At 54.0% G+C, this 25,132-nt stretch carries 22 protein-coding genes; 12 read left to right on the top strand and 10 right to left on the bottom strand.

Annotated features, from left to right (window positions below; all coding sequences use genetic code 11):
• Positions 1–3 precede the first annotated feature (3 nt).
• From OGV65_RS03765 to rhaS, 6 genes are all read right to left on the bottom strand, one after another.
• Entirely contained in the window at positions 4–2,595 is a 2,592-nt protein-coding gene (locus OGV65_RS03765; protein WP_286454619.1) for a glycoside hydrolase family 38 N-terminal domain-containing protein, read from the bottom strand.
• A gap of 87 nt (positions 2,596–2,682) precedes the next feature.
• A complete protein-coding gene (locus OGV65_RS03760; RefSeq protein WP_047415600.1) occupies positions 2,683–3,798 on the bottom strand; it encodes a PTS fructose transporter subunit IIC in 1,116 nt (371 codons plus the stop codon).
• Positions 3,791–4,105, bottom strand: coding sequence for a PTS fructose transporter subunit IIB (locus OGV65_RS03755; RefSeq protein ID WP_016157892.1), 315 nt, complete (start codon positions 4,103–4,105; stop codon positions 3,791–3,793). Before OGV65_RS03755 ends, OGV65_RS03760 begins: the two co-directional genes overlap by 8 nt.
• Positions 4,035–4,496 (bottom strand): hypothetical protein, encoded by a 462-nt coding sequence (locus tag OGV65_RS03750; RefSeq protein WP_152607070.1) that lies wholly within the window; start codon positions 4,494–4,496, stop codon positions 4,035–4,037. Before OGV65_RS03750 ends, OGV65_RS03755 begins: the two co-directional genes overlap by 71 nt.
• Positions 4,497–4,718: 222 nt before the next feature.
• Positions 4,719–5,567 (bottom strand): HTH-type transcriptional activator RhaR, encoded by an 849-nt coding sequence (gene rhaR, locus OGV65_RS03745; protein WP_049040553.1) that lies wholly within the window; start codon positions 5,565–5,567, stop codon positions 4,719–4,721.
• Between the two features lie 105 nt (positions 5,568–5,672).
• Positions 5,673–6,521, bottom strand: coding sequence for an HTH-type transcriptional activator RhaS (gene rhaS, locus OGV65_RS03740; protein WP_016157890.1), 849 nt, complete (start codon positions 6,519–6,521; stop codon positions 5,673–5,675).
• 300 nt (positions 6,522–6,821) lie between these two features.
• Here rhaS and rhaB point away from each other — a divergent pair, with 300 nt between their 5' ends.
• The 5 genes from rhaB to rhaM all read left to right on the top strand — a co-directional run bounded on the left by rhaB (position 6,822) and on the right by rhaM (position 12,104).
• Positions 6,822–8,291 carry a rhamnulokinase gene (rhaB, locus tag OGV65_RS03735; protein WP_016155199.1) on the top strand — a complete coding sequence of 490 codons (1,470 nt, stop codon included), beginning with the start codon at positions 6,822–6,824 and terminating at the stop codon, positions 8,289–8,291.
• On the top strand, positions 8,288–9,547 hold the full coding sequence (gene rhaA / locus OGV65_RS03730) for an L-rhamnose isomerase (protein ID WP_200014352.1): 1,260 nt from the start codon (positions 8,288–8,290) through the stop codon (positions 9,545–9,547). Before rhaB ends, rhaA begins: the two co-directional genes overlap by 4 nt.
• Before the next feature lie 143 nt (positions 9,548–9,690).
• Positions 9,691–10,518 (top strand): rhamnulose-1-phosphate aldolase, encoded by an 828-nt coding sequence (rhaD, locus tag OGV65_RS03725; protein ID WP_016155197.1) that lies wholly within the window; start codon positions 9,691–9,693, stop codon positions 10,516–10,518.
• Positions 10,519–10,644: 126 nt separating this feature from the next.
• A complete protein-coding gene (fucO, locus tag OGV65_RS03720) occupies positions 10,645–11,793 on the top strand; it encodes a lactaldehyde reductase (protein WP_016155196.1) in 1,149 nt (382 codons plus the stop codon).
• Positions 11,790–12,104, top strand: coding sequence for an L-rhamnose mutarotase (gene rhaM, locus OGV65_RS03715; RefSeq protein ID WP_103767188.1), 315 nt, complete (start codon positions 11,790–11,792; stop codon positions 12,102–12,104). Before fucO ends, rhaM begins: the two co-directional genes overlap by 4 nt.
• A 290-nt stretch (positions 12,105–12,394) precedes the next feature.
• Here the strand turns inward: rhaM and OGV65_RS03710 are convergent, their stop codons facing one another.
• Entirely contained in the window at positions 12,395–13,792 is a 1,398-nt protein-coding gene (locus tag OGV65_RS03710; protein ID WP_047497526.1) for a carbohydrate porin, read from the bottom strand.
• Between the two features lie 336 nt (positions 13,793–14,128).
• Complete coding sequence (locus OGV65_RS03705; protein WP_016155192.1) at positions 14,129–14,677, bottom strand: helix-turn-helix domain-containing protein; 549 nt, start codon at positions 14,675–14,677, stop codon at positions 14,129–14,131.
• A gap of 101 nt (positions 14,678–14,778) precedes the next feature.
• Between OGV65_RS03705 and OGV65_RS03700 the strand changes: the two genes are divergently transcribed.
• The 6 genes from OGV65_RS03700 to OGV65_RS03675 all read left to right on the top strand — a co-directional run bounded on the left by OGV65_RS03700 (position 14,779) and on the right by OGV65_RS03675 (position 20,651).
• A complete protein-coding gene (locus OGV65_RS03700; RefSeq protein WP_016155191.1) occupies positions 14,779–15,438 on the top strand; it encodes an AzlC family ABC transporter permease in 660 nt (219 codons plus the stop codon).
• Positions 15,438–15,761, top strand: a complete 324-nt coding sequence (locus OGV65_RS03695) for an AzlD domain-containing protein (RefSeq protein WP_016157884.1) — start codon at positions 15,438–15,440, stop codon at positions 15,759–15,761. The genes OGV65_RS03700 and OGV65_RS03695 overlap by 1 nt, the downstream gene beginning before the upstream one ends.
• A 182-nt stretch (positions 15,762–15,943) precedes the next feature.
• On the top strand, positions 15,944–16,390 hold the full coding sequence (locus OGV65_RS03690; protein ID WP_286454618.1) for a PTS fructose transporter subunit IIA: 447 nt from the start codon (positions 15,944–15,946) through the stop codon (positions 16,388–16,390).
• 10 nt (positions 16,391–16,400) lie between these two features.
• Positions 16,401–17,846, top strand: a complete 1,446-nt coding sequence (locus tag OGV65_RS03685) for a PTS fructose-like transporter subunit IIBC (protein ID WP_049282349.1) — start codon at positions 16,401–16,403, stop codon at positions 17,844–17,846.
• A complete protein-coding gene (locus OGV65_RS03680; RefSeq protein WP_049282348.1) occupies positions 17,836–18,906 on the top strand; it encodes an aminopeptidase in 1,071 nt (356 codons plus the stop codon). The genes OGV65_RS03685 and OGV65_RS03680 overlap by 11 nt, the downstream gene beginning before the upstream one ends.
• Complete coding sequence (locus tag OGV65_RS03675; protein WP_047497513.1) at positions 18,906–20,651, top strand: putative frv operon regulatory protein; 1,746 nt, start codon at positions 18,906–18,908, stop codon at positions 20,649–20,651. Before OGV65_RS03680 ends, OGV65_RS03675 begins: the two co-directional genes overlap by 1 nt.
• Before the next feature lie 56 nt (positions 20,652–20,707).
• Here the strand turns inward: OGV65_RS03675 and OGV65_RS03670 are convergent, their stop codons facing one another.
• Positions 20,708–20,920, bottom strand: a complete 213-nt coding sequence (locus OGV65_RS03670) for a YdgH/BhsA/McbA family protein (RefSeq protein ID WP_275213070.1) — start codon at positions 20,918–20,920, stop codon at positions 20,708–20,710.
• Positions 20,921–21,048: 128 nt separating this feature from the next.
• The gene (gene fdhD, locus OGV65_RS03665) at positions 21,049–21,885 is read right to left on the bottom strand and encodes a formate dehydrogenase accessory sulfurtransferase FdhD (protein WP_049040549.1); all 837 of its coding nucleotides are present in this window, start codon (positions 21,883–21,885) and stop codon (positions 21,049–21,051) included.
• Between the two features lie 194 nt (positions 21,886–22,079).
• Between fdhD and fdnG the strand changes: the two genes are divergently transcribed.
• Complete coding sequence (gene fdnG / locus OGV65_RS03660) at positions 22,080–25,130, top strand: formate dehydrogenase-N subunit alpha (RefSeq protein WP_087121869.1); 3,051 nt, start codon at positions 22,080–22,082, stop codon at positions 25,128–25,130.
• Positions 25,131–25,132 lie beyond the last annotated feature (2 nt).

The following is a 25,132-nucleotide window of genomic DNA, read 5'->3' as shown; positions in this document are numbered from 1 at the left end:
ATATTATCCTCTGGCTGCAGGCGTAATACGCCATGAGATCGGCGTGCAGGCCGGTATCGTTTCATGCGATGAGTTCAGCGATTTTTCCGCCAGCGTAACTTCGCGCACTGTCGCATCAGCAACCGGCGTTGAGCTGATCTGCGGCTGCGAGCCGGGGTTCCAGCCGCGTAAAATCAGCGCATCTTCACGTTGCGCTTTTTTCAAGGTGCTGAAATGGAGTGGTGTCTCCCAGTGCAGCAGGCTGTAGGCTGTCGGGAATGTCAGCGCGTGTGGATTAGTTTTAAAACGCGCCCAGCCGGAATCCAGCCAGCCAACTGGCGGTGTGCGCCAGGCTTCGACTTCACGCCAGAAGTTCGGGCTTTCACCATCGCACAACGGGATGAGCGCGAAGCGGGCGCTAAATTCGCCTGGGATCTGTGAGTCTGGGGAAGGCAACGCCATACCGGATGCGCGTCCCGGACGCCACGGCATACCGGCACGTCCCAGCCAACCCACGCTACGCAGTAGCGTAATGGCGATAACCGATGGGCGTTCTGCGGGAATTTCATATTCTCGCAGCCCATCCGTCACCACACTGATGCCCTGCTTGCCATCATGCATCATTACCAGACTTTGCATTGGCCACAGCGATGCCGGGGCTTCACCCCAATTTTCCTGCTGCCAGACATCCAGCGTGGCCGGTCGGTTGGCGCGACGAATGAGACCAAACGGTTGATCGGCAAAATGGACATCGGTAAAGACATCAGCAGGAATTTCCACCTGTAAACGATGATCGTGCAAGGTGTTGTTGACGCTAACCTGGAGGTCCAGCGTCGGGCGCTGGTGATCCAGCATGACCACCATGCTGACATCCAGTCGTGCATTACAACGGTGCTCCTGCCTGTCGGCCAGCGTGTGCGGTGCTGCGATAGACCAGCTTAGCGACAACGTGTCCACCAGCGCGCCGCGCTGCCAGTCGGCGTGAAGCAGCGCCCCTGCGCCGGTAACGCGCCAGTCATCCTCTGGTGGAGAATAGTTATAGGTGTCACCGGCATCGCCGCCGTCCACCAGTTGAATAAGGTTATCCCAGCGCTTACCGCTGCGCTTATCGACCAGAACGACCTGTTCACCTTCCAGCGTCAGGCGTAACCACGGGTTCTCCAGCGCCTCTTCTGTCGAGGACGGCACAGCAAATCCGGGGGCGCACTCATCTTGCAGATACAGGGTGGTATAGCCGCAGGCGGGGAGCGATGCGACCTCCAGTAAAATATCGCACCGCCGATAGAAGACCGGATCGGGGCTATTGGACAGTTCCTGAACAATGACGGACATATCTTGCGATGTCTCACGCATAATCTGCCAGCGGCAGGGTTGTCCCTGATCGTCAACAATGCGGAACGCCTCACCGGGTAGGTAGAGCGTCAGCGCCACCAGGCCATCGCGCACCGACGGCAGCGCGTTAAAGACGATGATTTTTTTACCCTGTTGCTGCGCCGTAATGCCGTTTGCCAACATCTGCATATTCAGCTCGTACAGGCGCTCGGCTTTTTCCTGACCCGAGAGCAAACGCGCCTTAACCATTGCATTCACGCGATCGGCGTTACACCCACCGATACTATCGTGAGCGTGGGATTTCATCGCCTCGCGCCATATTGTCTCAACGGCTCGCTGCGGATAGGGCAACCCCAGCGTCCAGGCCACACTCAGCAACGGTTCTAGCTGACGGCTGACGAAGTTCTCCAGCCGGACGTTGGCCTGTTTAATATCCATGCGGGTAGAAAAAATACCGCGATGGATACGCATATATTTCGGGCTTAGCAGTTCGCCCTCAAAGATCGCCAGCGGCGTATCCGCCAGTGCGGCAAAGTAACGGCTAAAGTCGCTGCGAATAAAGCGGTACGCCGTTTGTTCCTGATTCAGCGTGTCGAGCATTGCCGGAACGCCGTACTCAAACGGTGACTGATCGTTACCGTTCGGCAGTAGTAGCTGCGTACTGCGGCTAAATGCCGCCTGCTTTTCCATAACCGCAGAGAGGCGCGGCCAGGCCTGGCTGGCATCCGTCGGCAACCACTTAGCGCACCCATAACCCTGCGGTAATACCGCCGTCGTCACCACGCTGCCCCCCTGGCTTCGCCAGCGGAACTCGGTAAACGGCGTGTCGTACTCGCTCCAGCCGCGCCAGATAACCGCGTGGTCGATGGCAAACTGATTAAGGAACATGGGCAACTGTGCGCTTTGGCCAAAGGAGTCCGGTACATAACCGACCGCCATTCTCGGCCCTATCTCGTCACAGTCTGCCTGCCCCAGCAGCAGATTGCGGGTGATGGACTCAGCGCCAACCACCAAAAAATCGGTCTGTGTATACCAGGGACCGATTAACAAACGTCCGGCTTTCACCAGCGCCTGCACGCGTTCGCGGCTTTCTGGTGCCAGTTGGAAATAATCTTCCAGCACCACCGTTTGGCCATCAAGCATAAATGGACCTAATGATTCATCCGCTTCAAGATGTTGGATAAGATCTGCCATAAAATAATAAAGCAGAGCCTGGGAATCATTCTCCGTAAAATACCATTCACGATCCCAGTGCGTATGCTGAATTAAATGAACCGTTTTCATTTCGTTTATTCCTGTTTTAAGGCGTAGGTAACCCGCACGGATATTTACCCGCGCTAAACATAGGGAAATATTAATTCAGTAGTACGTCTAACGGCTGGCTTTAAATTTCGGCGCCACCGTCTCTTTTCTCACCTCAGGCGTGGCTGTCGGGCCACGGAATATCAACAGTGAGCCGCAGGCGATAATCGCCGAGCCGCAGACAATCGAGAGCACATAAATCGGCCATTTTTCTACCGCCAGCCAGCCGTAAAAACCGGAGATCGGCGCATGGTTTACCGCCCCTAATCCTACCGCCATCGCCGCCCCCACCGCCGAGCCAATCACGTTGACGACAATAATTCTTGGATTTGACAGCGCAAACGGAATGGCGCCTTCAGAAACACCAATCAGCCCCATCAACGTAGAGGCTTTACCCGCCTCACGCAGGGATTCCGGGAAGCGTGACGACCACAGCAGCGTAGCGACACCCAGACCAATTGGCGGCACGATAATCGCCACCTGCGCGGCGGTGTTTGGGTCATAAATACCGGAGGCCAGTAACGCCATTGCCGTCGTCACCGCCGCCTTGTTAATCGGGCCGCCGAGATCAAACCCAACCATGCCGCCAATGACCGCCGCCAGCAGCACTTTGTTCGTGCCGGACATGGATAACAGCCAGCTTTCCATGCCGTGATTCAACGCCGCCAGCGGCGTACCGATAATAAATGCCATCACCACGCAGGTCAGCAGCGTACCACCGACTGGCAGAATGAAAATAGGCACAGCAGAGGAGAGCGCCTTCGGCAATTTGATGTAGCGGTTCAGGGCGCGAACGATATAGCCCGCGACAAAACCGGCCGCCAGCGCGCCGAGAAAACCCGTTCCCAGGTTACTCGCCAGCAGTCCGCCAATCATCCCCGGCGCAAGACCCGGTTTGTTCGCCAGCGCAAAGCTGATATAGCCGGCCACCACCGGCAACATCAGGGACAGCGCCAGCCCGCCGAAACCATCAAATTTGTGCAGCAACTGCACCACCATGCCGGCCTGCTCGTAGCTGGCATCCCAGATGTTATCAATACCGTAGAGAGAAGCGCCGATACGGGCGATCCCCATTAGCACAGCTCCAGCAATGACAAACGGCAGCATCCATGAAACGCCGGTCATAATGGCGTTCTTGACCTCTATCCCGGTAGACGGTTTGTCTCCCCCCTGAAACTTAGCCATTTGCAACCTCCTGCTCTACTGCTTCAAACACCGCATCGCCAAATTTGATGGGATCAGAGACGCTGCATTCGAGCTTCACCATGCCATCGAAACGCTCTTTCCCGCTAATCGCAACGTCGGCAGCAATGATGACCGCGTCAGCGCGCGCCAGATCCTCTGGCGTAATTTCATTCTCAGCGCCAATGCTCCCCTGCGTTTCCACTTTAACTTCATGCCCACGGTTTTTCCCCGTGATTTCAAGCGATTCCGCAGCCATGTAGGTATGAGCAACGCCGGTCGGACAAGCTGCAACACAAACAATGTACATAATGATTCCTCATAGATTCAGGCAATAAAAAAAGCACAATGGCGAAAGTGCGCATTGTGCTTTGTGTAGGACTAACAAATTGATAAACCTGGCTTTCACCGTCAGCGCCGCTGGCATGGCGGCAAACTAACAGTTGGTGCAGGCTGGAGTTACGGAAACTGAAGGCCAGCTCATCACGTTTGCGACGGCACAACAGCGCCTGTGGGAAATGCAGGCCAAAACGGGCAGGACGATGACAGCGTTGACGTACGCTCGCGCCGATAGCTTCGCTGGCGCAGTCCCACAGGCTGGACCATTCGCGCGCCATTTGCGTATCCATACACTCCTGCTCGGCGATATCATTTTCAGCCAGATCGTTAACGGAATTAAACCAGCAAAAATAATCAAGCATACGTTTAATTTTGCGATCGCAAGATAGCAAAATTAAAAGCAGACTTTTGATGATTATAGAGTTGGTCAACACAAACGTTACTCCGATAAATAAGTTTGCTGAGAATAAAACAAAAATAAAAGAGCAACTGTGATTTATTGCACAGAGCATTCACTCATTATGTCTAATTTAGTCTGAATATGTATCAAAACGCCACTGCAATATATAAACCAGATTTATATATTATGGTGTCACCCGACTACGATGGCGCCATTGCCCTGGCGTCATCCCGACTTCGCGGTTAAATACCACCGAAAAATAGTTACTGTCTTCAAAACCGCACTGCATAGCAACTTCACCAATCAGCTTTTCAGTATGCGATAACAGATACTGAGCATGGCAAATGCGCAGTTGCCGCAGGTAATGGTTGATAGTCATCCCGGTCTGGCTGCGGAACTGCTGGCGCAAAACGCGTTCGCTGCACCGTTCACGCTCGCAAAACGTATCCAGTTCGAACGCATGCTCATGGCTACCAGCTAACGCGGTGATCAGTTTATCCAGCAGCGTTTCACTTGACGTCGCCGGGAGCGTATCCGTGGCATAACGATGACGTTTAAGGTGAGTTACCAGTTGACCAAACAGCAGCTCAGCCATGGTAAAGGCCTGCGCATCGCGCTGATTACTTTCATGCTCAAGCTGGCTTATCACCTGTCTGGCCTGGGTCATGCCAACGCTGCCAAGTCGCCAGTGCGGCTGCCTCGGCGTACCGTCAAATCCGGGGATCGCCCCTTGCCAGTCAACATTCAGCGTTAACCGCTCCGGGCAGTAGATGATATTTTGCAACACAAGGTCGTTAACGGAGGTGTAGGAGTGTTTATCTTCGGCGCGAATGTAAAACAGATCGCCACGGGTTATCCGGTACGGACGATCGTTAAGGACATGCAGACCATTGCCGCGCCAGACCAAAACCAGCTCGCAAAACTCGTGGGTATGCTCAGCAAAGACATCCTGCGGATAACGATCGGCCACGGCGACAGCCTGCTGCTCATGCGCAAAAAAGTCTGATTTCAAAAGAACCAGATGATTCGCCATCACATCACCTCAACCTGTACGCTTGCCGGATAAGCGCAGCGCATCCGGCATGAAAGGGTATGATTATCAGCAAACGGACGGTAAAAAACGTTGATAGCTTTCGCGTTACTGAAGGCTGCTTCCCGCTATAAGGTCACGCCCCTGACGAATATCGCGTGGCGACCACTCGAACTCACGGCGAAAAAGCGTCGAAAAGTGGTTACTGTCACCGAAACCGCAGAGATAAGCGATATCAGTCACGCTGTCATCACTGTGGCGGAGCAGATGTCGGGCTTTAATCAGTCGCAGACGGTTAAGGTAGCGCTGCGGCGTCAATCCTGTTTGCTGTTTAAGCTGGCGATGCAGAGTGCGTAAAGAGAGCGAAAACTTCTCGGCCAGCGCCTCCCAACACACCTCTTCGGCAAAGTTATCCTCCAGCCATGCCATCAAAAGGTTAAGCCGTGCATCGTTATCGGTCGCCGCTTCCATCAGGCTGCTTTTACGTAGCAGTACCAGCAACTGCATAAACAAGATCTCGCGATTTGCCGCCGTGGGCGTATCCATCTCCTCGCCGAGCGTCTCCATCTGCCCCACCAGGTGACGAACCTGCTGCAGTACGCCCTGGTTTACGCGCCAGTGGGAGGGATACTGCCCATTTTGTTCCTGAGGCAAAAGCTGATTCAGCCCGGCCAGAAATTGAAACGCATCCGGAGAGCGATACAACACATTGGTCAGACACAGATTGTCAGTATGTTCATATAAATGCCTGTCATGATCGCGAACGAAACACACCGTACCACCGCTGATGGTGTAAGGCTGTCCGTTGAACACATGGATCCCCGTTCCATGTTCGACCACCACAATTTCATGAAAATCATGATGATGTTCAGGAAACGCGGGCTGAGGAAGCCGCGGTTCAATAGCCACAGGTGCTTTACCTGTCGGAAAAAAATCCACGCAATGCAGTACGGTCATGACGGCTCCCCCTGATTAACGAATATGGCTGAATAGTAATTAAGGGTTCCTACCCTCACCTTAATTTTTTGACGCCAAAGTGCGTAAACACGGTTAATTCTTCAAGAAATGGCGGGAAAGATCGGGAAATGCGGAAGGCGTCACATCCGCCAAAACCCGCGCTATTAGTGGAAACTGTGAACAACATCACGTTCACCTTTGCCATGTTGCCAGCCGCTAATTGGGGCTGTCACTGTCAAGAAGGTACGCTTTATTCGGGGTTCTTAGACTGAGTGCAATAAAACTCAGAAGGACCTCGCCATGACTTTTCGCCATTGTGTCGCTGTCGATCTCGGCGCATCCAGTGGGCGCGTAATGCTCGCACGTTACGACAGTAAACACCGCACCCTGACGCTGCGTGAAATTCACCGCTTCGTTAACTGTCTGCAAAAAACGGACGGTTTTGACACCTGGGACATCGACAGCCTGGAAAACGACATTCGCCTTGGCCTGAAAAAAGTCTGTGATGAAGGCATTCGGATAGACAGCATTGGCATTGATACCTGGGGCGTGGATTACGTATTGATCGATAACGCCGGCCAACGTGTTGGTCTGCCGGTCTCTTACCGTGACAGCCGCACGACCGGCATTATGTCACAGGCGATGGCGCAGCCAGGTAAAGGTGAAATCTACCGCCGTAGCGGCATTCAGTTTCTGCCGTTTAACACCTTGTATCAGCTACGTGCGCTGGTTGAACAGCAGCCAGAACTGCTTGCGCAGGTGGCACATGCCCTGCTGATCCCCGACTACTTCAGCTTTCGCCTGACCGGCAAATTGAACTGGGAATACACCAACGCCACCACCACCCAGTTAGTCAATATCAACACCGACGACTGGGATGACACGCTGCTGGCGTGGACCGGGGCAGACAAAGCCTGGTTTGGTCGCCCGACGCATCCGGGGAACGTCATTGGTCACTGGATTTGCCCGCAGAAAAACCAAATTCCGGTTGTGGCCGTCGCCAGTCACGACACCGCCAGTGCGGTCATCGCTTCACCGCTGGCCGATAAAAATAGTGCGTATCTCTCTTCCGGTACCTGGTCGCTGATGGGCTTTGAGAGCAGAACGCCGTATACCAACGATGCGGCGCTGGCAGCGAACATCACCAACGAAGGGGGCGCGGAAGGGCGCTACCGCGTACTGAAAAACATCATGGGACTGTGGCTGCTCCAGCGCGTTTTAAAAGAGCGCCAGATTACCGACCTGCCAACGCTTATTGCCCAAACGCAAGCGCTGCCGGCCTGCCAATTCCTGATAAACCCGAACGACGATCGCTTTATCAACCCCGACGATATGAGCGCGGAAATTCAGGCGGCCTGTCGTGAATCGGGTCAACCCGTTCCCCAGCAAAACGCCGAACTGGCGCGCTGTATCTTCGACAGCCTGGCATTGCTATACGCTGACATTCTGCAAGAACTGGCACAACTGCGTGGTGCAGCATTTAGCCAACTGCACATCGTTGGCGGCGGCTGCCAGAACGCCCTACTGAACCAGCTGTGCGCGGATGCCTGCGGTATTCGCGTGATGTCCGGGCCGATTGAGGCCTCCACGCTCGGCAATATCGGCATCCAGTTGATGACGCTGGACGAGCTTAACAACGTCGATGATTTCCGTCAGGTGGTGCGTGCCAACTACGACCTGACCACCTTCATTCCAAATCCTGAAAGTGAAATTGCCCGCTACCAGGCGCAGTTTCCATCACTACGACAGACAAAGGAGCTTTGCGCATGACCACTCAACTTGAACAAGCCTGGGAACTGGCAAAACTGCGTTTCGCCGCGGTAGGCATTGATGTCGAGGCGGCCTTACGCCAGCTCGATCGTCTGCCGGTCTCCATGCACTGCTGGCAGGGCGATGATGTCGCCGGTTTCGAGAATCCGGAGGGCTCGCTCACAGGCGGTATTCAGGCTACCGGCAACTATCCGGGCAAAGCGCGTAACGCCACCGAACTTCGCGCCGATCTGGAGCAGGCGCTGAGCCTGATCCCAGGTCCAAAACGTCTGAATTTGCACGCGATCTATCTGGAGTCCGATACGCCGGTTGCACGCGACCAAATCAAACCTGAACACTTTAAAAACTGGGTTGAGTGGGCGAAAGCAAACCAGTTAGGGCTGGATTTCAACCCATCCTGCTTCTCTCACCCGCTGAGCGCCGACGGCTTCACGCTGGCCCACGCCGATGACACCATTCGCCAGTTTTGGATTGACCACTGCAAAGCCAGCCGTCGCGTCTCAGCGTATTTTGGCGAGCAGTTGGGTACGCCGTCAGTGATGAATATCTGGATCCCGGATGGCATGAAAGACATTACCGTTGACCGGTTAGCGCCGCGCCAACGTCTGCTTGAAGCACTGGATGAAGTGATCAGCGAAAAACTCGACCCGGCGCACCATATCGACGCCGTCGAGAGCAAGCTGTTTGGCATCGGCGCCGAAAGCTACACCGTGGGCTCCAACGAGTTCTATATGGGTTACGCCACCAGCCGTCAGACCGCGCTGTGCCTGGATGCGGGTCACTTCCATCCGACTGAAGTGATTTCCGACAAAATCTCCGCCACCATGCTGTACGTACCGCGTCTGCTGCTGCACGTCAGCCGTCCGGTGCGCTGGGACAGCGATCACGTGGTGCTGCTGGATGACGAAACGCAGGCGATTGCCAGCGAGATCGTCCGCCACAACCTGTTTGACCGCGTACACATCGGCCTCGACTTCTTCGACGCCTCTATTAACCGCATCGCCGCGTGGGTTATCGGCACTCGCAATATGAAAAAAGCCCTGCTGCGCGCGCTGTTAGAACCGACCGAACAACTGCGTCAGCTGGAAGCCAGCGGCGACTACACCGCTCGTCTGGCCCTGCTGGAAGAGCAAAAATCGCTGCCGTGGCAGGCCGTCTGGGAGATGTATTGCCAGCGTCACGACACGCCAGCAGGAAGCCAGTGGCTGGACAGCGTGCGCGCCTATGAGAAAGAGATTTTGAGCAAACGTAGCTAACCGTGACACCAGGCTTACAGGCCGGATAAGACGCCCCACGTCGCTATCCGGCAATGAATGAAAGACGATTGCCGGATGGATCTTCACTTATCCGGCCTACGTAAGACCCGATAACGATCGGGCAATCAACAGGATCACCGAATATGCAAAACATGACTAATTCCTGGTTCGTCCAGGGGATGATCAAAGCCACTTCCGACGCGTGGCTGAAAGGCTGGGACGAACGTAACGGCGGCAATCTGACGCTGCGTCTGGATGAGGCTGACATTGCGCCATTTAGCGCCGATTTCCACGAAAAACCGCGCTATATCGCGCTAAGTCAGCCAATGCCTTTGCTGGCGAACACACCGTTTATCGTCACCGGCTCCGGTAAATTTTTCCGTAACGTTCAGCTCGATCCCGCGGCAAATTTGGGCGTGGTGAAAGTAGACAGCGACGGCGCGGGCTACCACATCCTTTGGGGCCTGACCCACGAAGCGGTGCCAACCTCTGAGTTGCCGGCTCACTTCCTCTCCCATTGCGAGCGTATTAAAGCGACGAACGGCAAAGACCGCGTGATCATGCACTGCCATGCTACCAACCTGATCGCCCTGACCTACGTGCTGGAAAACAACACCCCGCTGATTACCCGCAAACTGTGGGAAGGCAGCACCGAGTGTCTGGTGGTGTTCCCGGATGGCGTCGGCATTCTGCCGTGGATGGTGCCGGGTACGGATGAAATCGGCCAGGCAACCGCCGAGGAAATGCAGAAACACTCGCTGGTACTGTGGCCGTTCCACGGCGTGTTCGGCAGCGGCCCCTCCCTCGACGAAGCATTTGGCTTGATAGATACCGCAGAAAAATCCGCCGAAGTTTTAGTCAAAATCTATTCGATGGGCGGTATGAAGCAGACCATCACGCGTGAAGAGCTGGTAGCACTGGCTAAACGCTTTGGCGTGACTCCGCTGGCAAGCGCCGTAGAGCTGTACTGATACCTGCCAACTCAACGCCGGATGCGGCTTCGCTTTATCCGGCCTACATGACGATGCACGTTTCACCGTCGGCCCGATAAGCGTAATGCCATCGGGCACCAGGGATTTTTTTTAAGGAGAATAGTGATGAGCTTTATGTTGGCACTGCCAAAAATTAGCCTGCATGGCGCCGGCGCGATTGCCGATATGGTGAATCTCGTGGCGAATAAACAATGGGGCAAAGCGCTGATCGTCACCGATGGTCAACTGGTGAAGCTGGGCCTGCTGGATAGCCTGTTTGCCGCACTGGATGAACATCAAATGTCTTACCACCTGTTTGATGAGGTGTTCCCGAATCCGACAGAAGAGCTGGTACAGAAAGGTTTTACGGCATATCAGGGGGCAGAATGTGACTACATTATCGCTTTCGGCGGCGGCAGCCCGATCGATACCGCCAAAGCGGTGAAGATCCTGACCGCCAACCCAGGCCCTTCTACCGCTTACTCCGGCGTAGGCAAAGTGAAAAATGCGGGCGTGCCGCTGGTTGCCATCAATACCACTGCTGGTACAGCAGCAGAGATGACCAGCAACGCGGTCATTATCGACTCTGCCCGCAAGGTCAAAGAGGTGATCATCGACCCGAACATCATCCCGGATATCGCCGTGGATGACGCCAGCGTGATGCTGGAAATCCCAGCCTCCGTTACCGCCGCAACCGGCATGGACGCCCTGACTCACGCGGTGGAAGCCTATGTTTCCGTTGGCGCACATCCGCTCACCGACGCCAACGCGCTGGAAGCAATTCGCCTGATCAACCTGTGGCTGCCGAAAGCGGTCGACGATGGTCATAACCTCGAGGCCCGTGAGCAAATGGCGTTTGGTCAGTATCTGGCGGGTATGGCATTCAACAGTGCTGGTCTGGGTCTGGTGCATGCGCTGGCACACCAGCCAGGCGCGACCCATAATCTGCCGCACGGCGTCTGCAATGCCATCCTGCTGCCGATCATCGAAAACTTTAACCGCCCTAACGCCGTGGCGCGTTTTGCCCGAGTGGCGCAGGCGATGGGAGTGGACACCCGCGGGATGAGCGACGAAGCGGCAAGCATGGAGGCCATCACCGCGATTCGTGCCCTGAGCAAGCGTGTAGGTATTCCGGCTGGTTTTAGTTCCCTTGGCGTGACGAAAGAGGATATTGAAGGCTGGCTGGATAAAGCCCTCGCCGATCCATGTGCGCCGTGTAACCCACGCACCGCCAGCCGCGACGAGGTCCGCGAGCTGTATCTGGAGGCGTTATGATCCGCAAGGCCTTTGTGATGCAGGTGAATGCCGACGCGCACGTTGAGTATCAACGTCGGCACAATCCCATCTGGCCAGAACTGGAAGCGGTGCTGAAAGAGCACGGTGCCCATCACTACGCGATTTATCTCGATCAGGAACGCAACCTGCTGTTCGCCACCGTCGAGATTGAGTCAGAAGAGCGCTGGAACGCCGTTGCCAACACCGATGTTTGCCAGCGTTGGTGGAAACATATGCGTGACGTAATGCCGGCAAACCCGGACAACAGCCCGGTCAGCGCTGAGCTAAAAGAAGTGTTTTATCTGCCTTAACCGCTCTGTTTCCTCCCCTGACGGGGGAGGAAACTTTTTCTCCCGTCAGCAGCATTGCGTTCGTTTTGTCATCCACGCCTTTTCCCCACAACCCGGCACCTGCTCAGGCATACCGATGCTGAAAGTCTCCGGCGTCACCAAACTGGAAGATGGGACGGCATTTAACTACTCGTGTAGCTACAACCGCGCCGACAAGTTCAAAATCAAAAATAACTGGGTGGGGAAATAAAAGCCTGATGACCCGGCTCTAAGAAAAAAGCGCCTGAATCCAGGCGCCTGAGAACGGAAAATCAGAAGAAGTATTTGAAACGGAGACGCGCGCCGTAACGGTCGTCGTCGTCGGTATAATTCTCTGGATTGCTGTTATCGCTGTTAATCATCGAATAATAAGCGCCGAGATAAATATTAAAGTTCTGCATATCCATCACATTCGGAATTAAATAAGACGCGTGAATGGTATGAATATCGTAAGTGCCCTCATTGTAGAACCAGTCATTATCATCGTGATCGATCAGACCGTTAAATTCGTCGATCTTGTTATGAGCATAGATATAGCCCAGTTCAAAGCGCTTCCACAGAGCGTTGGCCGCCGCCGTAAAATCTTTTTCGTTATCCGCATCGAGATAAGCGGTGTTCAGGTTAAACACCAGGCCATTTTCCGGATCGGCTTTCAGACCGTTCCAGGTCATCGTCATACCGTAACCGGTACGATCGGACTGATCGACAAAGTTGCCCTGAGCATCGGTATATCCATAGGCGTTATTGATAACGTTCGATTCCATGGCCGCAGAAATCGTCAGCGCATCCACCGGCGTCCAGGCGACGACCGGGCGCAGATAAGCCACGTTTTTCTCCTGCTCCATTTCACGACCATGATAGCTGCTATCCTGATAAAGCGAGGTACCATCTTCCAGCAGGGTATTTAACTCGAAATACCAGTTATCGAGCTGTTTGCTCATCAGGAAGCTGCCGCCGGAATCAGAACGGCCACGACCTTCTTTCATCATGTAGATGTAGCCGCTACCGTCATCATACAAATCGTTGGCGGTATGCCCTGAATGCTCAACAAAGGTATCCTGATTCAGCGGGAACATATCGTAAGCTTCGAAACGACCGACTTTTACTTTCCAGTCATTTTCCTGACCGAAGAAGAAAGCGGCGTCATCAAGATTGACCGAACCCGTCATGTCAGCCAGCGGTTGCGCTGAGAAACCGGCGAAATAGCCGTTATCCAGCTTACGCATACCGTCAAAGCCCAGCAGGATACGTCCGTTCAGATCCCAGCGTTCATTGGTTGGGTCGCCCACATTCGAATTGGTTGCCGCCAGCACGCCTTTGTTGCTTTCCGCATCCATGTTGAATTCCACGTCGCCGTAGATTTTCAGATCGCCATAGCCGGAGAGCACCAGGTTAGGGGTGGTGGCGTTCTTTTTGGTCTCTTGTGCGGGCGTAGTGCCGTTGACTGGCGTATTCCCCTGAGCAACTTTAATTTCCTGGATCTCCGCAGCCTGCTGTACCTGCAATTGCTGCACCTGATTTTCCGCTTTTGCCGCGCGGTTTTCCGCAGCTTCCAGCCGAGCCTCCAGTTGTTCGAGCCGCTGTTCCAGAGTCATTTTTTGCGTTTTAGCAAAGCCATTATTTGCCACTAATAATAGACCTATTGCTAAAGCTAACGTCGATTTCTTCATTATTTGCTTTCCTTGAAATAAAGATCGTCCAACGTCTTCCGACCGGAAGACGCGCAACATGCAAATCCAAAAAATATTTTTATAGGTAATACGATACCGATGACTGAAATAAATTCAGAACATTAAAACGTGGCACCAGTGCAGGCTAATATTTATTATCATACTGATTTTATTATGTGTAACGTAGATATAAGTAAGAATGTGAGGGATATAACAATAGTGCTGAAATTAACTAAAAATAATAAAAGCAATTTTATATGAATAACAATAAAACATAATTAAAAATAATAAAGGCGCGAACGATAATCGCCGCACCTTTATTTAATAAGCGTTCAATTAACTCTGCTCAGAAACCAGAATCGCCTGAGTGTCAGGCTCCAGTGCTTTAAAGATATGCGCTTGATCGGCGGGGTAACAAATATAATCCCCCTCACCTAACTCTTCCGGCGCTTCCGTCAATCCCACCATCGCCTTACCCTGCGTTACGATAATATGTTCAACCGATCCCGGTGGATGCGGTTGTGAAATACGATCCGCGCCCGGCTGCGTCAGCAGCAGATAGATATCCCGCCGCGCACCCGGTGGGCAGGCGGCCAGTAAAATGGCCTGATAGTGGGCCTGCTCAGCCACGACTTTTGTCCCTTCGCCGCGGCGAATCACCTGCGTTTTTTGCTCCTGCGGTTCCAGCAAGCGCGCAAAGGGAATATCTAACGCCACACACAGCGACCAGAGCGTTTCCAGGCTAGGATTTCCATTGCCCGCTTCCAATTGCGAGAGTGTCGATTTTGCAATCCCTGCGCGACGGGCAATCTCCGCCAGCGACAAACCGGTGCGCTGACGTTCACGCACCAGACTTTTCGCGATCATACTGATGGGCTGGGTCATTCACGACTCCATGTTTTTTATATCGAACGAATTGTTCGACTTGTAAAGCCAATTAGTCACGTTCATTATAATGGAAACTCGTTCGATATGGCTAAAACGGTATGAAACATTATTTTTCCAGTCTCAAAGGCGACACGATAAAAGCAATATTTTTAGTCTGTCTGGCCGTCGGTGTAGTCGGCATGTCATACGGCTCGCTGGCGATGGCCTACGGCTTCCCGCTGTGGGTACCGTTTGTACTCTCTATTACAGTGCTGGCGGGCGCGTCCGAGTTTATGTTTATCGGCATTATCGCCAGCGGTGGTAATCCACTGGCGGCTGCGGCTGCGGGTTTACTGGTTAACGCCCGACACGTGCCGTTCGGCGTCACCGTGCGCGATCTGGTAGGCACCCGGGCTGCCAGTTTCCTCGGCTGTCATATTATGAACGACGAAAGCGTGGTCTTTGGCCTGTCGCAAAAAACGCCTGAGCAACGTAAAGCCGCCTACTGGCTGTGTGGTCTGGGCGTCGCAATTTTCTGGCCTGTTGGCACCCTGATCGGCGCAGGCGTCGGCAAACTGCTCCCTGCCCCGGAAACCATCGGTCTGGATGCCGTCTTCCCTGCCATTCTGCTGGCTCTGGTCGTCCCGGCATTCAAAAACCGCACTACGCTGATTCGTGCCTGTAGCGGCGCCACGTTGTCGCTTGCCGCCATTCCCTTTGCGCCGGTCGGTTTACCGGTTTTGCTCTCACTCTTTGGCTTACTGACGAGGAAAAAATAATGGGCAATATGACGCTGTTTATCGTCGGTATCGCCATGTTATCTGTGGGAACGTATTTAATGCGTTTAGGGGGAGCTAAGCTTGGAAGCCGTTTAGCGTTCTCAGAACGCTCGCAGGCGCTGCTTTCCGACGCCGCAACGGTATTACTGTTCTCCGTTGCGCTGGCGACCACCTTTTACGAAGGCGAACACTTTGCCGGGATGGCGCGCGTACTCGGCGTGGCTTTTGCGGTATTTCTCGCCTGGCGTAAGATGCCGCTGATCGTGGTGATCGTTGCCGCCGCAGTGGTAACCGCGCTGTTACGAATGGTGGGTATACACTAACTATATAATTACCCTGGCGAAATATTCATCAGGGTAATCACCTGTAGCGTTATGTGTTTTACCCCACAAAACCAGGCGCTAACTCTGCCTCAAATTGTCACTTCCCGCTGACATATTGCTGCTCATCTCTTCACCATCTCACCGTTAAAATCAAATCAAACAGTTTTTAACGGAGTCCCACCATGACAGCCCTTACAGCTAACTGCATTGACCTGAATATTCAGGGGAATAGCGTTTATGCCATCCTCAAGCAACTGGCGAATATGGCGCTTCAAAATGGCTACGTCTCTGACCGCAGCGCCTTCCTGCAAACGCTGCTGATACGCGAAAAGCTGCATTCCACCGGCTTTGGTTCGGGCATTGCCGTCCCACACGGTAAAAGCGCCTGTATCACACGCCCCTTCGTCTTGTTCGCGCGCAAATCAAAAAAAGTGGACTGGAAAGCCAGCGACGGCGAGGACGTTAACTGCTGGATCTGCCTCGGCGTGCCACAAACGGGCGAGGACGATCAGGTCAAAATTATCGGCACCCTGTGCCGCAAAATTATCCATCAAGATTTCATCAACCAACTGAAGCAAGGCGACACCGACCAGGTACTCGCCCTGCTCAATCAGACCTTAACCTCATAAGGAAGCGGCTATGGAGTCATCCTTGCGTTTAGTGGCGATTACCAACTGTCCGGCGGGTATCGCCCACACTTATATGGTGGCAGAAGCGCTGGAGCAAAAAGCGCGCTCGCTCGGCCATACGATTAAAGTCGAAACCCAGGGCTCAAGCGGCATCGAAAACCGACTGACCAGTGAAGAAATTGCCGCTGCCGATTACGTTATTCTGGCTACAGGTCGCGGCCTGAGCGGTGAAGACCGGGCGCGTTTCGCCGGGAAAAAAGTCTATGAAATAGCCATTTCCCAGGCGCTGAAAAATATCGACCTGATTTTTACGCAGTTACCGACTCATTCACAACTTTTTGCCACTGATAGCAGCGTGAAGCTGGGAAAACAGGAGGTCCAGCACGGTAGCGTGATGAGCCACCTGATGGCTGGCGTTTCCGCCGCGCTGCCGTTTGTTATTGGCGGCGGTATTCTGGTTGCCATCGCTAATATGCTGGTACAGTTCGGTTTGCCCTATGCCGATATGTCGAAAGGTGCGCCGTCGTTCACCTGGGTTGTTGAATCCATCGGCTATCTGGGTTTCACCTTTATGATCCCCATTATGGGGGCATACATCGCGTGGTCGATTGCCGATAAGCCCGCTTTTGCCCCGGCGTTTCTGGTGTGTTACCTGGCGAACGATAAAGGTCTTCTCGGCACCCAGTCCGGCGCGGGGTTTCTCGGCGCGGTCGTACTCGGGCTGGCAATTGGCTACTTTGTGCTTTGGTTTCGCAAGGTTCGACTCGGCAAAGCGTTGCAGCCGCTGCTCGGCTCCATGCTGATCCCGTTTGTCACTTTGCTGGTGTTTGGCGTCCTGACTTATTACGTCATCGGCCCGGTGATGTCCGACATCATGGGGGGTCTGCTGCACTTCCTGAACACCATTCCGCCATCAATGAAAATGGGCGCAGCCTTCCTCGTTGGCGCAATGCTGGCATTTGATATGGGCGGGCCAATCAATAAAACGGCCTGGTTCTTCTGCTTCTCACTGCTGGAAAAACATATCTATGACTGGTACGCCATCGTCGGCGTGGTGGCGCTGATGCCGCCCGTCGCGGCAGGTATCGCTACCTATTTAGCGCCGAAACTGTTTACCCAGCAGGAGAAGGCCGCCGCCAGCAGTGCGATTGTGGTGGGTGCCACCGTCGCCACCGAACCGGCAATCCCCTATGCGCTGGCCGCGCCGCTGCCGATGATTACCGCCAATACACTCTCCGGTGGTATTACCGGCATGCTGGTCATCGCCTTTGGAATCAAACGTCTCGCGCCGGGTTTAGGTATCTTTGATCCGCTGATTGGCCTGATGTCTCCGGTGGGGTCATTTTACCTGGTGCTGGCTATCGGTCTGGCGCTGAACATTTCGTTAATTATCATCCTGAAAGGATTGTGGCTGAAACGTAAAGCCGCGCAGCAGGAGCTTGCCCATGAACATTGAGTTACTTCAGCAGTTATGCGAAGCCAGCGCCGTCAGCGGTGATGAGCAGGAAGTTCGCACTCTTCTCATTAATGCGCTGGATTCCAGCGTCGATGAAATCACTTTTGACGGCCTCGGCAGCTTTGTCGCACGCAAAGGCAACCGTGGGCCGAAGGTTGCCATCGTCGGCCACATGGATGAAGTGGGCTTTATGGTCACGCATATCGACGGAAGCGGCTTTTTGCGCTTCACCACCATTGGCGGTTGGTGGAGCCAGTCGATGCTGAACCACCGGGTCGCCATCCGCACCCGCAAGGGCGTTAAAATCCCTGGCATAATCGGCTCCGTGGCACCGCACGCCTTAACGGAAAAGCAGAAACAGCAACCTCTGACATTTGACGAAATGTTCATCGATATTGGCGCCAACAGCCGCGAAGAAGTAGAAAACCGCGGTATTGCGATCGGTGATTTCGTGAGCCCGGAAGCCAATTTCGCTCGCTGGGGCGAAGATAAGATCGTCGGCAAAGCGCTGGATAATCGCGTCGGCTGCGCCCTGATGACCGAGCTTTTACAAACCGTGGATAACCCTGAAATTACCCTGTACGGCGTGGGCAGCGTGGAAGAAGAAGTGGGTTTACGCGGGGCGCAAACCTCAGCGGAGCATATCAAGCCCGATGTGGTGATCGTGCTGGATACTGCGGTTGCGGGCGATGTGCCCGGAATCGACAGCATTAAATACCCACTCAAGCTTGGCGAGGGCCCAGGGCTGATGCTGTTCGATAAGCGCTATTTCCCTAATCAGCAGTTGGTTGCCACATTAAAAGCGTGTGCAGAAAACAGCGGTGCGTCATTGCAGTTTTGCACCATGAAAACCGGGGCGACGGACGGTGGACGCTATAACGTTATGGGCGGCGGTCGTCCGGTGGCGGCGCTATGCCTGCCGACTCGCTATCTCCACGCCAACAGCGGCATGATTTCCGCATCGGATTACGACGCGCTGTTTACGCTGGTGCGCGAACTGCTCACCTCGCTGTCGACCGAAAAGGTCCGCGCGCTTACTGACTTTCGCCGGGAGAGTTAATGCTTTCGGAACGCCAGTTAAAATTGGTGGATCTTCTTGAACAGCAGCCGTGTTTGCTGGGCGACCTGGCGCGGCAAACTGGCGTTTCAGGCAGAACCATCCTGCGCGATATTGACTACCTCAATTTTACCCTCAGCGGTAAGGCCCGCATTCAGCCCGGTGGCAGTGCGGGCTATCAGTTGGAAATTGTCGACAGACGCGGTTATTTTCAGCTTCTGCAACGCCATGATAATGATGACCGGTTGCTGGCCTTTCTTCTGCTCAATACCTTTACACCGCGTGTACAGCTGGCTTCGGCGCTCAATTTACCTGAAACCTGGGTGGCCGATCGTCTCCCACGGTTGAAGCAGCGCTATGAGCGGGCCTTTTGTCTTGCCAGCCGCCCGGGCGTCGGTCATTTCATTGATGAACCAGAAGAAAAGCGCATTATCCTGTTGGCGAATCTGCTTAAAAAAGATCCCCTCTTAATTCCACTGCCGGGTATTACCCGGGACAATATCGACAGGCTCAATGCAGCATGTGAAAAACTTAATGAATTCCCGCTCATCTCGGGAGAGTACCTGGCAAGTCTGGTGCTGGCCGTCTATGCCCTGCGTAACCAGCTCTCCGGGTCATGGCCGGAGTGTCGGTATGTATCACTGAAAAACGCGGTGGAACAAGGAGGAGTCTACCTGGGCGAGAACGCCTTCAGAACACTGATCGGCCTTCTGGAAATCAGACAACGGCAGGCAATGACAATTTCTGCCGATGCGGTGACCTTGTTGTTAAAAAGCGTTCCCGGCATCGCTGCGTTGAACGTTATCGATACCCAACTGGTTGATAATATTACCGGCCACCTGCTGAGATGCGTCTCTGCCCCAGTTTGGGTACCAGAACATCGCCAGAGCAGTATGCACAACCTGAAGTCGACCTGGCCTGCCGCCTTCGATTTGAGTCTGCGTTTTATTGCCCTGTTGCGTGAAAAACTGGATATCCCACTGTTCGATAGCGACCTCATCGGGCTTTACTTCGCCTGCGCACTGGAGCGCCATCAAAACGAGCGCCAGCCGGTCATTTTGTTATCCGACCAGAATGCTATCGCCACCATCAACCAACAGGCCATTGAGCGAGATGTTCTGAATTGTCGGGTGATCATTGCGCGAAATACGAGTGAAGTCAGCGCCATCAGTGAAGAAATCACCCCACTGTTAATCATCAACAATAGTCACTATTTACTTGATGAATCTATAAAAAACACCTTAACCATCAAGAATATCATCACCGCTGCAGGTACCGAGCAGATTAAACACTTCCTCGCGACGGCCTTTATCCGCCAGCAGCCCGAACGTTTCTTTTTACAGCCGGGCAGCTTCCATTACGCCAATATGAAGGCCGAAAGCTGGCAGAGTATCATCGGCCGGATCTGCGGCCAGCTTGTGGCACAGAGCCATATCACCGAGGACGAAGCGCTGCGCATTTGCGCCCGGGAGCATGAAGGTGAAAACCTGATCGTGAATCGCCTGGCGATTCCTCATTGCTGGAGCGAACAGGAGCGCCGCTTTCGTGGTTTCTTTATTACCCTCGCACACCCTATTCTGGTGAATAACGAACCGGTCAGCCATGTCCTGATCGCCTGTGCCGCCGCCGAGGCGCGGCATGAGCTAAAAATCTTCAGTTATTTATCCAGCGTGCTGAGCAGCCATCCGGCAGAAACTATTGCGGGATTGAAAGACTATAACGCGTTTATCGAATTGCTCAGGCAGTGAATACCGGAAATGAAAAAAGCGCCTCAAGGGCGCTCTTTCGACAGTACTGAGGTATCTTATTTCAGCAGTTCAGCGGTCATGTGCACGCGGTTGCCGGTGTATGCCTGAGTGATTTTATAATCGCTGGCACCTGCACGTTCAGCCTGAGCGGCAATTTTTGCTTCAGCGCTTTCCAGTGTAGAACCGGTTGCGGTAACTGTCTGAGCAGCGAAAGAACCGAAAGAAGTAGCCAGAGCGATAACTGCGACAAAAGTTTTGATTCTTTTCATGATATAAACCCTTTAACTTAGTTGCTTGATTAAGGCACCGTGCCTTGATGTGATAAATAATAGCCATCTCATCGCACAACTAAAAGCGGAAGGATTTGCCAGTCTTATTCAAATTAATTGAACACTGGTTACTCAGTTATCAGACGCTCGGGATGTGTATAAATCGTCGCCCGGCCCGGTTTGCAAAAACCCACCAGCGTCAGGTTACAGCGTTCGGCAACTTCCACAGCGAGCGTTGTCGCCGCAGAAACAGCAAACAGGATTTCCACGCCGCACATTGCCGACTTCTGCACCATCTCGTAGCTGGCGCGGCTGGAGACTAATACCGCGCCCTGCTGCCAGGTTTCCCCTTCGATCGCACGTCGTCCCAGCAGTTTATCCAGCGCAACATGACGTCCAACATCTTCATGCCCGCCCGCCAGATGACCTGACGGCTGTACCCAGGCAGCCGCGTGCGTGCAGCCTGTCAGTTGCCCAACAGGCTGGAAATCAGGGAGATGCCTTAAGGCGTTATCGAGATGCGCCAGATTGAATGTCTGGGTAAACGGCAGCGGCTGGACCGGTTTGCCAATATCATTAAGTTGTTCCACGCCACAAACACCGCAGCCAGTCCGACCGGCCAGTGCGCGACGACGCTCTTTCAGCCCCATAAAGCGCCGGCTGGACAGCTCAACCTGCACTTCTAATCCGTTGCAGGAAGGCACCACGTCCATCCCGTAAATATCTTGCGAGGACTCAATAATGCCTTCAGAAAGTGAAAAACCCATCGCGAAGTGCTCAAGATCTTTCGGTGATGCCATCATCACCACGTGTGAAATCCCGTTGTATACCAGCGCCACAGGCACTTCTTCAGCTACCTCATCTGGCTGAGGATGTTGCAAGTCCTCGCGCTTCCAGAGGGTCAACTGACGAGATCCTGTCGGAGATGTCACATTCTTGATGTTTTCTTGAATAATCTTATTCACTTTCTTTTAACCGTATTGGAACACGCATACCAACATTGTGGTATTCTTTACAAATCCCTCCTGGACGGAGGGAAATTCACCCAATTCTGGACCTTTGCGGTCCCGTCCGCAAAGAAAAATAACAACCACTTCCCTCGCGTTCGCGTTATAGGAAAACGAAGGGAACGTGACAATGTCGAAACAAGGAGCGAACCATGCAGGTCAGCAGAAGGCAGTTCTTTAAGATCTGCGCTGGCGGTATGGCAGGCACCACGGCAGCGGCACTGGGCTTTGCACCCGGCGTAGCGCTAGCGGAAACACGGCAATATAAATTGCTGCGCACCCGCGAAACCCGTAACACCTGCACTTACTGTTCCGTTGGCTGTGGACTGTTAATGTACAGTCTCGGTGACGGAGCAAAAAACGCCAAAGCATCCATCTTCCATATCGAAGGGGACCCGGATCACCCGGTGAACCGTGGCGCACTGTGCCCGAAAGGGGCAGGACTTGTGGACTTCATCCACTCTGAAAGCCGCCTGAAATTCCCGGAATACCGCGCACCTGGCTCTGATAAGTGGCAACAGATTAGCTGGGATGAGGCATTTGACCGCATCGCTAAGCTGATGAAAGAAGATCGCGACGCTAACTACGTTGCACAAAACGCCGAAGGCGTAACCGTTAACCGCTGGCTTTCCACCGGGATGCTGTGTGCTTCCGCTTCCAGTAACGAAACCGGCTATTTAACACAAAAATTCTCCCGCGCGCTTGGTATGCTCGCGGTCGACAACCAGGCACGCGTCTGACACGGACCAACGGTAGCAAGTCTTGCTCCAACATTTGGTCGCGGTGCGATGACCAACCACTGGGTCGACATTAAAAACGCCAACCTCGTTGTGGTAATGGGCGGTAACGCCGCTGAAGCTCACCCGGTCGGGTTCCGCTGGGCGATGGAAGCCAAAATTCACAACGGCGCGAAGCTGATTGTTATCGATCCGCGCTTTACGCGAACCGCGGCGGTGGCTGATTTCTATGCTCCGATTCGTTCCGGTACTGACATTGCTTTCCTGTCAGGCGTTTTGCTGTACCTGCTGAACAACGAAAAATTCAACCGCGAATACACTGAAGCCTATACCAACGCAAGCCTGATCGTGCGTGAGGATTACGGTTTCGAAGATGGCCTGTTTACCGGCTACGACGCGGACAAACGCAAGTATGACAAAACCAGTTGGAACTACGAACTGGATGAAAAAGGCTTCGCCAAACGCGATGTCACCCTGCAACACCCGCGCTGCGTATGGAACCTGCTGAAACAGCACGTCTCCCGCTACACGCCGGACGTCGTAGAAAATATCTGCGGTACGCCAAAGGCCGACTTCCTGAAGGTCTGTGAGTACATCGCAGAAACAAGCCGCCCAGATAAAACCGCGTCGTTCCTGTACGCACTGGGCTGGACGCAACACTCCGTTGGTGCGCAGAACATCCGTACCATGGCGATGATCCAGTTGCTGCTGGGTAATATGGGGATGGCAGGCGGCGGCGTTAACGCCCTGCGCGGACACTCTAACATTCAGGGTCTGACCGACTTAGGTCTGCTGTCACAAAGCCTGCCGGGCTATATGACGCTGCCAAGCGAGAAGCAAACTGACCTGCAAACTTACCTTGCCGCCAACACGCCAAAACCGTTGCTGGAAGGCCAGGTGAACTACTGGGGCAACTACCCGAAATTCTTCGTTTCGATGATGAAAGCCTTCTTTGGCGATAAAGCGACAGCGGAAAACAGCTGGGGCTTCGACTGGCTGCCGAAGTGGGATAAAGGGTACGACGTCCTGCAGTACTTCGAGATGATGAACCAGGGCAAAGTGAATGGCTATATCTGCCAGGGCTTTAACCCGGTCGCATCATTCCCGAATAAAAACAAGGTGGTGGCTTCGCTATCCAAACTGAAGTTCCTGGTCACCATCGACCCGCTCAACACAGAGACCTCCACCTTCTGGCAGAACCACGGTGAGTCGAACGATGTTGACCCGTCGAAAATCCAGACCGAAGTATTCCGTCTGCCGTCCACCTGCTTCGCCGAAGAGAACGGTTCTATCGTCAACTCCGGTCGCTGGCTGCAGTGGCACTGGAAAGGTGCGGATGCCCCGGGGATTGCCGTTACCGATGGTGAAATCCTCGCCGGTATCTTCCTGCGTCTGCGCAAGATGTATGCCGAACAGGGTGGCGCGAACCCGGAACAGGTACTGAGCATGACCTGGAACTACTCCACCCCACACGAACCGGCTTCGGAAGAAGTGGCGATGGAGAGCAACGGTAAAGCCCTGGCCGACATTACCGACCCGGCCACCGGTGCCGTTATCGTCAAGAAAGGCCAACAGCTTAGCTCGTTCGCCCAACTGCGTGACGACGGTACCACCTCCAGCGGCTGCTGGATTTTTGCCGGTAGCTGGACGCCGGAAGGCAACCAAATGGCACGTCGCGATAACGCCGATCCGTCAGGCCTTGGCAATACGCTGGGCTGGGCATGGGCGTGGCCGCTCAACCGCCGCATTCTGTATAACCGCGCCTCCGCTGACCCGCAGGGGAATCCGTGGGATCCAAAACGTCAGATCCTGAAATGGGACGGGGCGAAATGGAGCGGGATGGATATTCCAGACTACAGTGCCGCCGCGCCGGGCAGCAACGTTGGGCCGTTCATCATGCAGCCGGAAGGGATGGGACGCCTGTTTGCTATCGATAAGATGGCAGAAGGTCCGTTCCCGGAACACTACGAGCCGTTTGAAACGCCGCTGGGGACTAACCCGCTGCACCCGAACGTTATCTCTAACCCTGCCGCACGTATCTTTAAAGGTGACGCGGAAGCACTGGGTAAAGCGGATAAGTTCCCGTACGTCGGTACGACCTACCGTCTGACCGAGCACTTCCACTACTGGACTAAGCATGCGCTGCTTAACGCTATCGCCCAGCCGGAGCAGTTTGTGGAAATTGGCGAGAAGCTGGCGAATAAGCTCGGTATCTCTCATGGCGATACCGTCAAAGTCTCCTCTAACCGTGGCTACATTAAAGCCAAAGCGGTGGTGACTAAACGTATTCGCACGTTGAAGGCCAACGGTCAGGATATCGACACTATCGGTATTCCGATTCACTGGGGCTACGAAGGTGTGGCGAAAAAAGGCTTTATCGCTAACACGTTAACGCCATTCGTCGGTGATGCGAACACGCAGACGCCGGAATTTAAGTCCTTCCTCGTGAACGTGGAAAAGGTGTAACG

Source organism: Citrobacter sp. Cb004 (assembly GCF_030337065.1).
GTDB lineage: Bacteria > Pseudomonadota > Gammaproteobacteria > Enterobacterales > Enterobacteriaceae > Citrobacter > Citrobacter braakii.
The sequence above is the reverse complement of the archived record's forward strand: the minus strand, read 5'-3'. Positions and strand labels throughout refer to the sequence as shown.

Bases quoted from the DNA above. Each gene is read 5' to 3' on its own strand.
- OGV65_RS03765 (WP_286454619.1), bottom strand. From the start codon at position 2,595: ATGAAAACGGTTCATTTAATTCAGCATACGCACTGGGATCGTGAATGG.
- OGV65_RS03760 (WP_047415600.1), bottom strand. From the start codon at position 3,798: ATGGCTAAGTTTCAGGGGGGAGACAAACCGTCTACCGGGATAGAGGTC.
- OGV65_RS03755 (WP_016157892.1), bottom strand. From the start codon at position 4,105: ATGTACATTGTTTGTGTTGCAGCTTGTCCGACCGGCGTTGCTCATACC.
- OGV65_RS03750 (WP_152607070.1), bottom strand. From the start codon at position 4,496: ATGCTTGATTATTTTTGCTGGTTTAATTCCGTTAACGATCTGGCTGAA.
- rhaR (WP_049040553.1), bottom strand. From the start codon at position 5,567: ATGGCGAATCATCTGGTTCTTTTGAAATCAGACTTTTTTGCGCATGAG.
- rhaS (WP_016157890.1), bottom strand. From the start codon at position 6,521: ATGACCGTACTGCATTGCGTGGATTTTTTTCCGACAGGTAAAGCACCT.
- rhaB (WP_016155199.1), top strand. From the start codon at position 6,822: ATGACTTTTCGCCATTGTGTCGCTGTCGATCTCGGCGCATCCAGTGGG.
- rhaA (WP_200014352.1), top strand. From the start codon at position 8,288: ATGACCACTCAACTTGAACAAGCCTGGGAACTGGCAAAACTGCGTTTC.
- rhaD (WP_016155197.1), top strand. From the start codon at position 9,691: ATGCAAAACATGACTAATTCCTGGTTCGTCCAGGGGATGATCAAAGCC.
- fucO (WP_016155196.1), top strand. From the start codon at position 10,645: ATGAGCTTTATGTTGGCACTGCCAAAAATTAGCCTGCATGGCGCCGGC.
- rhaM (WP_103767188.1), top strand. From the start codon at position 11,790: ATGATCCGCAAGGCCTTTGTGATGCAGGTGAATGCCGACGCGCACGTT.
- OGV65_RS03710 (WP_047497526.1), bottom strand. From the start codon at position 13,792: ATGAAGAAATCGACGTTAGCTTTAGCAATAGGTCTATTATTAGTGGCA.
- OGV65_RS03705 (WP_016155192.1), bottom strand. From the start codon at position 14,677: ATGACCCAGCCCATCAGTATGATCGCGAAAAGTCTGGTGCGTGAACGT.
- OGV65_RS03700 (WP_016155191.1), top strand. From the start codon at position 14,779: ATGAAACATTATTTTTCCAGTCTCAAAGGCGACACGATAAAAGCAATA.
- OGV65_RS03695 (WP_016157884.1), top strand. From the start codon at position 15,438: ATGGGCAATATGACGCTGTTTATCGTCGGTATCGCCATGTTATCTGTG.
- OGV65_RS03690 (WP_286454618.1), top strand. From the start codon at position 15,944: ATGACAGCCCTTACAGCTAACTGCATTGACCTGAATATTCAGGGGAAT.
- OGV65_RS03685 (WP_049282349.1), top strand. From the start codon at position 16,401: ATGGAGTCATCCTTGCGTTTAGTGGCGATTACCAACTGTCCGGCGGGT.
- OGV65_RS03680 (WP_049282348.1), top strand. From the start codon at position 17,836: ATGAACATTGAGTTACTTCAGCAGTTATGCGAAGCCAGCGCCGTCAGC.
- OGV65_RS03675 (WP_047497513.1), top strand. From the start codon at position 18,906: ATGCTTTCGGAACGCCAGTTAAAATTGGTGGATCTTCTTGAACAGCAG.
- OGV65_RS03670 (WP_275213070.1), bottom strand. From the start codon at position 20,920: ATGAAAAGAATCAAAACTTTTGTCGCAGTTATCGCTCTGGCTACTTCT.